This is a genomic window from Vibrio sp. Y2-5 (assembly GCF_014596725.1).
Lineage (GTDB): Bacteria > Pseudomonadota > Gammaproteobacteria > Enterobacterales > Vibrionaceae > Vibrio.
Map to the genome: position 1 here is coordinate 992829 of NZ_JACVEG010000001.1, position 12709 is coordinate 1005537.

At 43.0% G+C, this 12709-nt stretch carries 12 protein-coding genes and 1 pseudogene; 6 read left to right on the forward strand and 7 right to left on the reverse strand.

Features of this window, described 5'->3' with window-relative positions:
* The first annotated feature begins 60 nt into the window (after positions 1-60).
* Both HUO09_RS04630 and HUO09_RS04635 read left to right on the forward strand, forming a co-directional pair.
* On the forward strand, positions 61-543 hold the full coding sequence (locus tag HUO09_RS04630) for a GNAT family N-acetyltransferase (RefSeq protein ID WP_188233115.1): 483 nt from the start codon (positions 61-63) through the stop codon (positions 541-543).
* Between the two features lie 31 nt (positions 544-574).
* Entirely contained in the window at positions 575-2044 is a 1470-nt protein-coding gene (locus HUO09_RS04635) for a bifunctional NUDIX hydrolase/phosphatase PAP2 family protein (RefSeq protein WP_373563678.1), read from the forward strand.
* Positions 2045-2076: 32 nt separating this feature from the next.
* Here the strand turns inward: HUO09_RS04635 and HUO09_RS04640 are convergent, their stop codons facing one another.
* Positions 2077-3183, reverse strand: coding sequence for a M20/M25/M40 family metallo-hydrolase (locus HUO09_RS04640; RefSeq protein WP_188233116.1), 1107 nt, complete (start codon positions 3181-3183; stop codon positions 2077-2079).
* Positions 3184-3423: 240 nt separating this feature from the next.
* Here HUO09_RS04640 and HUO09_RS04645 point away from each other — a divergent pair, with 240 nt between their 5' ends.
* Positions 3424-3894, forward strand: a complete 471-nt coding sequence (locus HUO09_RS04645) for a Dps family protein (RefSeq protein ID WP_167412228.1) — start codon at positions 3424-3426, stop codon at positions 3892-3894.
* Between the two features lie 246 nt (positions 3895-4140).
* Positions 4141-4611 (forward strand): YhcH/YjgK/YiaL family protein, encoded by a 471-nt coding sequence (locus HUO09_RS04650; protein ID WP_167412227.1) that lies wholly within the window; start codon positions 4141-4143, stop codon positions 4609-4611.
* 76 nt (positions 4612-4687) lie between these two features.
* Here HUO09_RS04650 and HUO09_RS04655 read toward each other — a convergent pair whose 3' ends face one another.
* The 6 genes and pseudogenes from HUO09_RS04655 to HUO09_RS04680 form a co-directional block, all read right to left on the reverse strand.
* Positions 4688-5395: a glycerophosphoryl diester phosphodiesterase gene (locus HUO09_RS04655; RefSeq protein WP_188233117.1), complete on the reverse strand. Its 708-nt coding sequence runs from the start codon at positions 5393-5395 to the stop codon at positions 4688-4690.
* 36 nt (positions 5396-5431) lie between these two features.
* Positions 5432-6190 (reverse strand): DeoR/GlpR family DNA-binding transcription regulator, encoded by a 759-nt coding sequence (locus HUO09_RS04660; RefSeq protein WP_188233118.1) that lies wholly within the window; start codon positions 6188-6190, stop codon positions 5432-5434.
* An 8-nt stretch (positions 6191-6198) separates the two neighbouring features.
* Positions 6199-7355 (reverse strand): annotated as a pseudogene (gene ugpC / locus HUO09_RS04665) (sn-glycerol-3-phosphate ABC transporter ATP-binding protein UgpC).
* Positions 7339-8181 (reverse strand): sn-glycerol-3-phosphate ABC transporter permease UgpE, encoded by an 843-nt coding sequence (ugpE, locus tag HUO09_RS04670; protein WP_167412224.1) that lies wholly within the window; start codon positions 8179-8181, stop codon positions 7339-7341. Before ugpE ends, ugpC begins: the two are co-directional and overlap by 17 nt.
* A gap of 9 nt (positions 8182-8190) precedes the next feature.
* Positions 8191-9072 carry an ABC transporter permease subunit gene (locus tag HUO09_RS04675; RefSeq protein WP_167412223.1) on the reverse strand — a complete coding sequence of 294 codons (882 nt, stop codon included), beginning with the start codon at positions 9070-9072 and terminating at the stop codon, positions 8191-8193.
* A 65-nt stretch (positions 9073-9137) separates the two neighbouring features.
* Complete coding sequence (locus HUO09_RS04680; protein WP_188233119.1) at positions 9138-10430, reverse strand: extracellular solute-binding protein; 1293 nt, start codon at positions 10428-10430, stop codon at positions 9138-9140.
* 331 nt (positions 10431-10761) lie between these two features.
* Between HUO09_RS04680 and HUO09_RS04685 the strand changes: the two genes are divergently transcribed.
* Together HUO09_RS04685 and HUO09_RS04690 are read left to right on the forward strand one after the other, a co-directional pair.
* A complete protein-coding gene (locus HUO09_RS04685; RefSeq protein WP_167412221.1) occupies positions 10762-11715 on the forward strand; it encodes an L-lactate dehydrogenase in 954 nt (317 codons plus the stop codon).
* A 226-nt stretch (positions 11716-11941) separates the two neighbouring features.
* Positions 11942-12709, forward strand: a complete 768-nt coding sequence (locus HUO09_RS04690) for a DUF3450 domain-containing protein (RefSeq protein WP_188233203.1) — start codon at positions 11942-11944, stop codon at positions 12707-12709.

Genomic DNA, 12709 nt, shown 5'->3' on the forward strand with positions numbered 1-12709 from the left:
GCTCTTTTCAACGTTATCTTATAAAATCCAAATAAGCTTAATTTTTAACGGCATACAACCATGTCCAACCTTTCGATTGTTGCTGCTCGCGCAGAAGATTTAGAAGTACTCAATGATTTGATGTATGAATTGCATCATGAGCATCACTGTGCCTGTCCTGAACATTTTAAAACTGCTGAAGAAATCGAACAGGAAAAAAGCATTGGTCGCTATCTCGATGATCCGGAATGTCTGGTTTATGTCGCCAAGCAACATGATTCGATCATTGGTTTTATCACTGGTCATTTTTGTGAATTAATTTCGACAGTCAGTAAACCTGTGCCTATGGGCAGTATCGATGAACTGTATGTTTTACCTGAGTTTCGCCAACAGGGTGTTGCTACTTTGCTTTATAAGAAGCTCGAAACAACCTTGATAGATTATGGCGTTAAACAAGTCTTTGTAGAGGTGTGGGCATTTAATCAAAATGCTCATCGTTTCTATGAGGATTCAGGATTTGAGCCTCATATTGCATGGCTGAGAAAATCGGTTAAGCATAACTAATATAACGAATAAATAACGTAGAGTAAGTTTAGTGTTTCAACGTCGGCTGTTAGAAGTTTTTGCCGTTTTTTGGCTTTTATACCTGTTACCTGTTCAAGCCCAAGAGCAGGAGGGCTCTGCTACGCCTGAAGTATCAGCTACTCCGTATAAAGGCGCTTTGTGTCTGATTAAGGCGGATGACAAGATTGTTCTGGTTAAGGAAATTATCACCAAACAACTGTCGATTCCCGGTGGTACCATCAAACCCGGTGAACCACCACAACTTGCTGCTCAAAGAGAAACCTGGGAAGAAACTGGCATTGTTGTTACGGTTGGGGAAGAGCTAGGTCATACAGATAAAGCGGTATTCTTTAATTGTGTCAGTTCATCTGAAATTGTTGCTTATCAATACCGTAACTCAATGGGAGGATATGAGTTACCCGTTTGGTTTGCTCCGCATTATGGTGTTGAAGTGTCGAGTGCAATGCTGATAGATCCGCTATATGTGGATGCAGAGCAATATCGTTTTCCCAACGAGTGGGACTCAACCATTGAGATGTTTCAACGTGTTACCGACCAGCCCACTAAATTCGTGACAGACCTTGTTCAGGCAGCTCCGAGTGTTCATCAAACTGAACTGAAATGGATTCAAGCCTTCCAGTTATGGGTGAGTAAATTGCCTGAACAATGGCGTAGTTTTATCCATAATTTTTTATTTAGCGGGAATATATTGGCGTCGCCTATTTGGGGGATTATTCTCTTTCCTTTGCTCTATTGGCGTTGTGGTAAATCGGTTTGCTACAAAGCGAGTTTTGCTATCAGCATAACGTCATTGGTGTGTTTGTTTGCTCAACAAGGATTTACCTTGCCTCGGCCTCACGTTTATCTACCGTCACTGCAACTGATCTCAAGTTACGGCAATAGTTTTCCAAGCCTACCAGTTGCTGTGTGGAGCAGTATTGGTATCTTGCTTGTGACTGAAAAGGAGAGGCTAGGTGGACATCGGTTTGGTGTGGCTTACTGGCTTTCTACCATTTGGTTAATATTGTCGAAGTTTTATTCAGGAAGCGCATTTATTACCGATATGGCTATAGGAGTGTTTCTCGGCCTGTTAATTACTTGGAATGTTATTCGTTTCGATATCAAAAGAACGGAGCAAGCGCGTACGTTCATGGGCTCTCGCCGTGCCTGGTGGGGTATCAGTTTGGTTGCTGCTATTTTGGCTTACTACTGGCAGTTACCCGTTTTTTCTGCTTGGTTGGTGGTGCTGATTGTTATAGCACTCATGACGACTACCCTGAAGAATCAAAGAGAGTACTTGTCACTGATTCAATGTGTACTGTTTACTCTGTTGTTATCCGTTACTTATATGATGTTCTCTTACTTCGCGACTTTTGTGTCGTCTAGTGGTATCTGGTCTTTGGCCGTCGAAATTTCACGGTATCCGGCAATGATTATCGTATTCGTAGTGATGATTAAACTGACCTCATCACCAAGCTCAGTGACCAAAAAGCCCAGTTAAACTGGGCTTTAACTTAACATTAGCAGTGAGAATTAACGCATTAGATAGGTTCTGATGAATTCGCTGATCTTGATCAGATCCGCAACCGCGATGAACTCTTCGGTGGTGTGCACTTTTGACATACCCGTTGACAGGTTAACCGTGGTTAAGCCTTTTTCATTGAAGTTATTCGCATCACTACCGCCGCCCGTGCTTTTCGTTCTAGGTTCAATATCCATAGATTCGAACACTTGCTTGATCGTTGCGATGTGCGGGTGAGAATCATCCATAACAAAGGCGTTGTAAGAGCGCTGAGAATCAATTTCTACTGTCGCTCCGTGTTTTTCAGCGACCGCTTCAAAGGTATCGACCATATGTTTTACTTGAGCTGCCAGTTTTTCATTGTTGAGAGAACGCGCTTCAGCGACGATGGTGAGTTCAGGCATTACGATGTTTGTTGCCAAACCGCCGTTTACCATACCGATGTTCGCTGTCGTTGTTTCATCAATACGCAATAAGTTCATTTGCGTAATGGCATCCGCTGCAACGGAAATTGCGCTAATACCTTCTTCTGGCGCTAGTCCTGCGTGTGCAGGTTTACCGTGAATGGTGACATTCAGTTTTTGTTGGCCGGGTGCCGCGGTAATAATGGTGCCAATTGGACCGCCGGTATCAAGAACGATCGCTTTGTCCGACTGAATGTAGTTCATATCAAAGTGTTTTGAACCCATCAAGCCGCCTTCTTCGTGAACGGTAAAAGCGATTTCAATAGTTTGATGTGCGGTATTTTCTTCTTTCAGACTTTTGACTGCTTCAAGAATGGCAGCGATACCTGATTTGTCGTCACCACCCAAAATAGTATTACCCGCAGAGCGAATAATGCCATCTTCAATGACTGGTTGAATTCCATTTCCCGGGCTTACCGTATCCATATGGCATGAGAAAACTGTGCTTCCAGCAAGCGAACCTTCTAGGCGAGCATAGATGTTGTAGCCGTTTGAAACGCTTTCTGGAACAGGAAGTTTGTGCACTTCAAACCCAAGGTCTACAAGTTGAGCTGAAAGGACATCGGCAAATGCCTTCTCTTTGCCTGACTCACTGTCGATTTGGATGATTTCTAGAAAGTGTTCAATAAGACGCTGATCGTTAATAACAGGCATAACATAATCTCTAAGGAAAACAGGAGATGTACCATGCCTCTCGACGTTGCGTTTAGCCCTGAGTTAAATCAACAAATGTTCGAAAAATAATGCGGTTATCGACAGCGGGCACGAAAATGAGAACCTAATTCAATAGGCTATTCCTATTGAATTAATGGATTCATACGATTTCTATTTAACATCACCGGCGCTTATTATTCTCTCAACGAAGCAAAGAATATCAACATAAGAGGTGATGTTATGAAAAAGAATCTTATTGGTCTCGATAAAGAACAGAGCCTAGAACTCGCAGAAGCATTGAATAATTTACTGGCTAACTATCAGGTGTTTTACATGAACACTCGTGGTTATCACTGGAACATTAAAGGTAAAAAATTCTTTGAATTACATGCAAAATTTGAAGAAATCTATACAGATCTACAATTGAAGATTGATGAAATCGCAGAACGTATTCTTACTCTTGAAGTTCAGCCTGTACACAGCTTTAGCCAGTATGTAGAGCGTTCAAAAATTAACGAACACACCAATGCTACTGATGGCGACAGCACCATGAAAGGTCTAGTGGAAGGTTTCAGCTTACTGATTGGACAACAGCGCAAGGTACTGAGTTACGCGTCAGAAGTGGGTGATGAAGGTACTGCAGCATTAATGAGTGACTACATTCGTGAGCAAGAGAAGCTAATCTGGATGTTAAGTGCTTGGCTTGATTAAAACTTGTTTGCTCTGCCGATAATCTTTCGAACGCTAATCACTTGTTGATTGGCGTTTTTGCGTTTGCTCCTAAGTCAAATCGCGTAATGAGTTGGACATTGACCTTGTGATTGACCTACATCAGAATAGCGGGAAATAATCGTTGGCTTTTAATTTAAATTAAAACAATGTTTCAATTATCACGTTTTATCCTAGTGGATAACGGTAAACTGCGTGCAGTTGTAACACTTATATAGGATCCTTGTCGTGTTTGTAGGTAAAACGTCACACCTTGAGTTTGCTGGCTTCTTAGCGCCAGAGCTTAAAAAAATAATTACATCAGTATTGGATCGTTTAGAGACGCCAATTGAAAATGGTCGTCACGAAATTGATGGTTCAAATGTATTCTTTATGCTGGTGGATGACCACACTCAGCTTTTAGAACAACGTAAATCCGAATGCCATAGTCGTTATTTAGATGTGCAAATTCTGCTTGAAGGTAAAGAATCGTTTGGCTATAGCTTAACGCCATTTAAAGGCTTGGATGAGGATTTTCTTGCTGAGAAAGATCTCGCATTCAGTGAGCAATTAGCGTCTGAACAATTTGTATCACTTACTGCTGGTGAGTTTATTGTTTTCTACCCAGGCCAACCTCATCGTCCATTGGTAGCAACGGATAACAAACCAATGCCAGTGCGTAAAGCGATCATCAAAGTAGATAAGTCATTATTCGCGTAATTACTCAGCTACCTAAGTTAGAACGCCCGCAATAGCGGGCGTTTTTGCAACCTAATGATCATTTAACTGAGTTAAATTAAATGAAGCGACTTGGCCAGTCAGAAAATATGGCGTCAACTTTGTCGAGATGTGGGAAGCGTTCTGCTTCATTGACTGTATAACACCAGATTTGAAAGTGGTGCTGTTTCAAATACTGGATGTGCTTCTCAGTGATCCACTTATAGTTCAGGTTGCAGCTAAAGGCGTTGACTTCATCAAGAAGCGCTTTGTCTTTTGCAGATAAACGCTCACTCAGTACGCCTAATTTATAGCCAGAGCAGTGCTGGTGTAGTTCGCGGATGATCTCGTGGCTAAAGCTCGACAACACAATCTGCTCTTTAGCGATAGGGTGCTGATCCAATTGCTGTTTGAGTTGAGAAACCACACTGGTGACATCGTGTTTATCGACTTTGACTTCGAGATTCAGACCTAGATGATGACGTTGCGCCAGTTCAAGCAACTCATCCAGCGTCATAATACTTTCACCTGTAAATTGCTCAGAGAACCATGCTCCAAAATCAAAATTCTTGAGCTCTGCAAGAGTATAAGCATCCACACGACCTTTACCGTTGCTACAGCGATTAATGGTGTGATCATGACAAACGATAAGTATGTTGTCCTTGGTAGGTTGAATATCTACTTCGACCCAGGACAAACCCATATCGATAGCCGCTTGAACACTCACACGAGTATTTTCTGGATAGGTGCCTGCAACACCTCGGTGACCGACAACGATCAGAGACATACAAATTCCTTTATTGAAAATGAGAGCTGAACAGTTCTACGCAACCACCAGTTCAACTTGGTGGGAGTGGCATAACGTCATAAATTCATTGGTGGCTTCATCGGCAAATAGTCGCTTTATTTCTGATAGTTCGCCACTCACAACGGGAGCATAGCGCCCCAACTTTGTTTTGTCTGCAACTAACCAACATTGTTGACTTTGTTCGATGATCGCCCGCGTTAGTCCTGACTCTTCTGGCGTAAAATCCAGTAATTGTCCTTTATCGTTAAAGCCTCCGACACCGAAAATTCCAATTTTAATGTTGAACTGTCGGTAAAACCCGGTAGTGGTTTCACCCACGGTATCTTCATCCGAAGGGCGAACAGCGCCGCCCGCCAGATAGACAGCAATATTGGGGTTGCGGCTTAAGGTTAACGCCGCATTGATATTGTTGGTTACGACTGTTAACCCCGGATGGTCAAGCAGAGCCTGTGCAACGTATTTGGGGGTTGTTCCAATGCCGAGAAAAATACTGGTGCCCTCGGGCAGCTCTTTCACTACTCGTTGTGCGATTTTTTGCTTTGCAGAAAGATTGACCAACTCGCGATTGGTAAACGACAAATTGTCATTCGGGCTGGGTAGGGAAATGCCGCCGTGCACTCTGCGAACCATACCTTTGTCGCTAAGGTCATTCATATCTTTGCGAATTGTCTGAACGGAGACATCAAAGCGCTGTGACAATAGGTCGCTGGACAACACGCCGTGAGCGTGTTGTAGGTACTCCAATATCTGTTTTTGTCTGGTAGATAAACTCACATCAATCCTTACGCTATGGCTCGTTTAGCAAGAGATACAGGGCAAAGACGTTTGCCTTGTTCGTCAAACAGATGAAGATTAGTGCGAGATACCGAAATACTCAGTGGTGCGTTGTTGTCCAGATTCATTTCAGGCGTCACGGCAATAAAACTGTCGTCGCTATCTATGCTGTTTAAGCTGCCATGAACAAGTTGGTTTGGCCCCAAAGGCTCAACAACATGAATGGATAATTCCAGTGTAATGGCATCACTACTTGAATTTGAATGAGTAATCTCTGCGTGTTCAGGACGAACTCCTAGCGTGAGGTTTTCCATACTCAGATCTTCATATTCAGGTAGAAAGAACTGCTTACCAGCGACGTGTAGCTGACCATGAACTAAGGATGCCGGTATAAAGTTCATCGCAGGGCTACCAATAAAGCTCGCAACGAATGTACTTGCCGGCTTGTGATATACCTCTGCAGGGGTGCCAACTTGTTCAATACCACGATGCGATCGGCCAATGTCATTGCTTCCACTTGGTCATGGGTAACATACACGCTGGTTACTCCCAGTTCTCTTTGCAGCTTTTTGATCTCTAGTCGCATGTGCGCGCGAAGAGCCGCATCAAGATTCGACAAAGGTTCATCAAATAGAAACAGTTGAGGGTCACGAACGATCGCGCGTCCCATTGCGACACGCTGACGCTGACCGCCAGAGAGCTTTGCTGGTTTTCGGTCAAGGTATTCTTCTATTTTCAGTGTTTTAGCAACTTTTTGAATCTTCTGCTCTATGGTGCTTTTATCAACGCCGCGATTCTTCAAACCATAGGCTAAGTTGTTGTAAACACTCATGTGCGGATAAAGTGCATAGTTCTGGAATACCATCGCAATATCGCGTTTTGCTGGCTTTTCTGTGTCTACGCGACGTCCCGCCAAATGAATTTCACCGCTGGTGATGCTTTCCAAGCCTGCGATTGAACGCAAGATCGAAGACTTACCGCAGCCAGATGGCCCTACTAGTACCAAAAACTCGCCTTCGTTAATGGAAAGGTCTACGCCTTTCACTGCTTGGTGGCCGTTTTCGTATGTTTTTACTAATTGTTTGATATCTAACATTACGTTGTCCTGCTTAATGCTTGCAGAGCTATGTACCAGATGCATTGCGTTATTATTTTTCACTTTCAATTAATCCTTTAACGAACCAACGTTGAAATATCACTACAACCAATACTGGCGGTAGCATCGCGAGAATGACCATGGCAAAGGCATAGTCGTATCTAGGGCTATTGGTTTCATTGATGTTATTGAGAATCTGCTTGATGCCCATGACGATGGTGTTGTAGTGCTCATTTGTGGTCATCATGATCGGCCACAAGTACTGGTTCCAGCCCACAACAAACATGATGATAAAGATGGCAGTCATCATGGTTTTCGATAGCGGAAACAAGATATCAATGAAGAATCGAACAGGGCCTGCGTTATCTAATTGCGCTGCTTCCAACAGTTCATCCGGGATGGTTTTAAAAAACTGACGAAAGAAAAAAGTTGCGGTGGCAGAAGCAATTAAAGGCAGGATTAATCCTGAATAACTGTTGAGCATACCTAAGCTCGATACCACCTCATAAGAGGGAATGATTCGAACCTCAAGCGGCAGAAGTAGCGTGACAAATATCAGCCAGAACCACGCGCTGGCATAAGGCAGGCGGAAATATACCAGCGCATAAGCTGCCATCATTGAAATGATGATTTTGCCGATAGCAAAGCCAAGCCCCATGATCACCGAGTTGAAGATCATGGTTTTTGCTGTGACATCCCCAGTAAAACCAAGGCTTTTGTTCCATGCTTCGCTATACACCGCTGACAGGTTGTTGCCGATATCCCATTGCAGACCTTGGCTTACCAGAACGTTAGGTTCATGGGTTGAACTGGCAAAAATCAACCATAACGGCACCAGCATAAACAGGGCACCAAGAATCAATATCAAATGATCGGAGAGAGAATTACTTTTCATCGGGTTCCCTTAGTAATGCACGCGTTTTTCAACAAAACGGAACTGTATAAAGGTCAATGCCAATACCAGTAGTAACAGCACCACTGATTGTGCTGAACTGCCGCCCAAATCTGCGCCAACAAAGCCGTCACGGTAGACTTTGTAAACCAGCGAAGTGGTTGAGCCCCCGGGACCGCCGTCTGTCAATGTGTCAATAACGCCGAAAGTGTCGAAAAATGCGTAGGTGAGGTTAATCACCAGCAGGAAAAATCCGGTTGGAGCGAGAAGCGGGAAGGTAATGGTCCAGAAGCGTTTGCTGTCACTGACACAATCCAGCGTCGCAGCCTCTTTTACGGCGTACGAAATCGACTGAAGACCTGCGAGGAAGTAAACAAAGTTCACCGCAACCTGCTTCCACACAGAAACCAAAATAAGTGCAATGGTGGCATCAAACGGGTCGGTTTGAACACTGAATTTCCAACCCAGATGTTCTAAGAAATCAGTAAGAACGCCAATATGCGGGTTAAATAAGAAACCACCTATGATGCCAGCGATCGCGGGGGCAACCGCATACACCCATGTGAGCGTAACTTTGTATGCGCTTTGTCCGTGAATAATGTTGTCAGCTTTTACCGCAAGTAAAAGCGCAATCGCTAGTGACAAAAACGATACTAGGATGGAGAAAATTAGCGTGAATCCGAGAGATTCTAAATACTCTGAAGATTGAAAAAGAATTTGGTAATTTTCAAACCAGACAAACGTTGAAGACATGCCCCATGGATCTTCAAGCATGAAAGAGAGATAAACGGCTTTTGCTGCAGGATAAACGAAAAAAATGGCAATAATTGCGATCTGCGGAGCAAGCAAAAAGTAGGGCATTGGAGAGTGAAAAAATTGTTGTCGACGTTCCACAAGCTTTGTCCAATTGATAAAAAGAAATGCCCACTGAACCTAATGTCCAGTGGGCTGGTACAGAGTTATTTCACTGTGCGTGCAAAACGATTCAGTAGTTTGTCGCTTTCGTCTTCCACTTTGTCCAGACTTGCCTGAACAGTTGAACGACCTGCGAAAATGTTGTCGAATTCACGGTGCATTACTTCACGAATTTGTGGGTAGAAACCTAGACGATAGCCTTTGTTCCATTCGCCTGAAGCTAAGCTTAGCTGTTTAACGCCCACTTCCGCATCTGGCTGTTCATTGTAGTAACCAGATTTCTTAGTCAATTCGTAAGCAGCATTGGTAACAGGTACATATCCTGTTGTTTTGTGCCAATACATTTGTACTTCTGGCTTAGTCAGGTAAGCAAAGAAGTTCGCAACACCTTTGTCTTGTTCTTTACTGTGACCACTCATGGCAAATAGCGCAGCACCACCAATAAAGGTATGCACACCTTTGTCATTGAGTTTTTCCCAATAAGGAAGGTAAGTGGTGCCCAGATCGAACTTCACTCGACTGCGTAGGCCGCCGAATGAACCTGAAGAACCCATCCACATTGCCACTTCTTGACGCTCGAATGGTGTTTGGTTTGCGTCCCAGTCACTACCGTAATACTTGAAGTAACCTTTGTCCGACCACTCTTTAAGTTTGTTGAAATGCATCACCATGTCTTTGGTGTTGAACATAATTTTTGAGGATAGATCTTTGTAACCATTTTCTTTATCAGCGAGAGGTAGGTTATGACGAGACTTAAAGTTCTCGAACATGATCCAAGGCGTGTGTGATTCTGAAAATGCGACATAACCTTTTGCTTTTAGCTTTTTGGCCAAAGCTTCTAGCTGCTCATAGGTCTTAGGTGCTTCGCCACCGACTTTCGCTAAGATATCTTTGTTGTAATAAAGAACAGGTGTAGAACTGTTAAATGGCATACCGATCATTTTGCCGTTGCTGTCCGCATAGAAATTACGAACACCCGCTAAGTAGTCTTGTGCAGAGAATGGGAAACCTGCATCAATCATAATGTCCTGAACAGGTTTCGCTACGCCCGGAGCATTCATAATCGTCGCGGCACCAGCATCAAACACTTGAAGAATGTTTGGTGATTGACCAGCACGAAACGAAGCAATACCCGCGGTTAGTGTTTCTGTGTAAGAGCCTTTAAATACAGGCGTGATTTTGTATTCGTTTTGCGAAGCGTTAAAGTCCGAAGCGATTTTGTTTACTGTTTCGCCCAGTTGTCCGCCCATTGCGTGCCACCACGTAATTTCAGTCGCTGCAAATGAAGTTCCTGAAACTGTTGCTGAAAGCAACCCTGCTACCCATAGCTTATTCATTGACTTTATTCCTTGTTAGGTTTCGAACGATACTGTTTGTGTTTCGTTTGATGCTATGGTGGCGAAGAAATGTTTCACATAGGTGGACGAAAAATGTCACTAAGGTTAAAGATTTATGGATCAGGTGACTTCAATCACATTAATAAAGGACAAATGACTTGCACCAATTTGGAACATGGCGATTGACTAATGAACTATAAAAGAGCGATATTGCAGCCAATAACGCCATAATCTAGCTATATTGCAAAATATAATTGGAATGAATGTTGCTAATACTAGTAAAATCTACAATCCTAAGTTTGATCTTGTTTAAGTTGTTCAAGGAACGAATATGAAAATTGGTGTTATTGGTGCTGGTGCTGTTGGAGTAGGTATCTGTAACTACTTATTAACTTTAGGTAGTGTGAGTGAGTTGACGATTCTTGACCGCGATGTAAAACGTGCAGAAGGCGAAGCTTTCGATTTCAGACACACAGCGGCACTGACTTTCTCTAAAAATACCCGTATTACGCCGACCGATGATTACATGGAGTTGATTGGTGCTGATATCGTGGTCATTACCGCTGGGGCTCAAATTCAACAAGGCCAGACACGTATGGACTTGGCAGAAATCAACGCAAAGATTGGTGTTGATATTGCGAAGAAAATCGAACGCGTTGCACCTAAAGCGATACTTATCGTTGTAACCAACCCTTGTGACATTGTCACACATAGTATTGTGGCGAACACAGGTTATAGCCCTTCACGCGTTATTTCCGCAGGTTGTGTGATTGATACGGCTCGTTTGATGGCGATTGTGGCTCAGCGTGTCAACCTAGACCCTAAAAATGTGTTTGGTTATGTGTTAGGTGAACATGGTAGTGAGTGTTTTACACCTAAGAGCTTGATCAGCATTGCAGGGCAGCCTGCTGACTATTACTGTGATTCGAACAATATTCCACGAATTGATGCAGATGAACTGCTGGAATCGGTAAAGCAGGCAGGTTTTGAAATCTTCAAACGCAAAAACAATACCGTACATGGTATAGCGGCAAGCGTGTTCCGTATTATTCAGGCAATTATGATCAACGAACACTCGGTGCTGCCAGTCGGTACACTGTTACGTGGTGAATATGGCTACAAAGATGTTGTTCTGAGCTTACCTGCGGTAATTGGTAAGAATGGGGTAGAGAAGATACTCATTCATCCTTTTACAGAAGAAGAAAAGCAACGTTTGGACGAGATTACAGCAAACTTACGTAATCAAATGATCCATGTGGCTAAGCTTACTGGACTAAGTTACTAAAATTAGCGGTTATGAAAAGGTGGTTTATGCCACCTTTTTTCATTCTTAACTCCATTACTTATCTCAATTCTCTTTAAACGCTTTTCATCACTTCGAATTCAGCACATTATTGGTTGCAACTAAAAAAGGTTCTAACTAGATAATCACGATAGTTCAAATTACAGTTGATAATGAGAGCCTTTATCATTAACATCCAAACACAATAATGCGCTATTTGATTAAGATGATGAATTTTTTAAAATCCAGTTTTATCCTTATTTCTGCATCAATGGCTTTGCCCATTCACGCCAATACGCTTGATGACGCAAAATCGATTCAAGACAAAACCAATGCGGCTTCAGCTGCGAGTCAGAAGAAAATCGATAAGAGTTCTGATTCTGCAATCGAGCTGCAGGCTGAAATTGAACAGCTCAGTGAGCAAGTAAAAAATTTAGAAGTGTATCGAAATCACTTACGGGCTCTAGTGGATAATCAGAAACAAGAAATGGTGAGTCTGGATAAGCAAATCGAAGAGATCAAAGATACACGTCAGGGCATTGTTCCCCTTATGTATAAGATGATTGATGGTTTGCAGAGTGTTCTTGAGCAAGACAAACCTATCCGTTTACAAGCGCGTACCAATCGTCTTGAGCAGCTAAAATCTCTTATGCCGAGAGCGGATGTCAGTGATGCTGAAAAATTCAGAAGAATTCTCGAAGCCTACCAAATCGAAATGGATTACGGCCGTAAACTTGGTTCTTACAAAGGTCAAATTAGTTTAAATAACAACGAGTCAGTCGATGCCGATATTCTCTATCTGGGTAGAGTGGCTTTAATTGCCCGTAATCCAAATGCAAGCCAATATTGGACTTGGGATCAAGCGAAGAAGCAATGGCAACCGCTTGAAAGTAGTTATAAATCAGACCTTGATACAGCTTATAGTTTAGCGGCGAAACAAATAGCGCCAACGCTGGTTACTCTGCCTGTGTCACTTGTTAATGCGGAGGCAAACTAA

Coding starts and splice junctions, on each gene's coding strand:
- HUO09_RS04630 (WP_188233115.1), top strand. CDS start 61: ATGTCCAACCTTTCGATTGTTGCTGCTCGCGCAGAAGATTTAGAAGTA.
- ugpE (WP_167412224.1), bottom strand. CDS start 8,181: ATGAAAAGTAATTCTCTCTCCGATCATTTGATATTGATTCTTGGTGCC.
- HUO09_RS04685 (WP_167412221.1), top strand. CDS start 10,762: ATGAAAATTGGTGTTATTGGTGCTGGTGCTGTTGGAGTAGGTATCTGT.
- HUO09_RS04690 (WP_188233203.1), top strand. CDS start 11,942: ATGAATTTTTTAAAATCCAGTTTTATCCTTATTTCTGCATCAATGGCT.
- HUO09_RS04640 (WP_188233116.1), bottom strand. CDS start 3,183: ATGCCTGTTATTAACGATCAGCGTCTTATTGAACACTTTCTAGAAATC.
- HUO09_RS04655 (WP_188233117.1), bottom strand. CDS start 5,395: ATGTCTCTGATCGTTGTCGGTCACCGAGGTGTTGCAGGCACCTATCCA.
- HUO09_RS04645 (WP_167412228.1), top strand. CDS start 3,424: ATGAAAAAGAATCTTATTGGTCTCGATAAAGAACAGAGCCTAGAACTC.
- HUO09_RS04680 (WP_188233119.1), bottom strand. CDS start 10,430: ATGAATAAGCTATGGGTAGCAGGGTTGCTTTCAGCAACAGTTTCAGGA.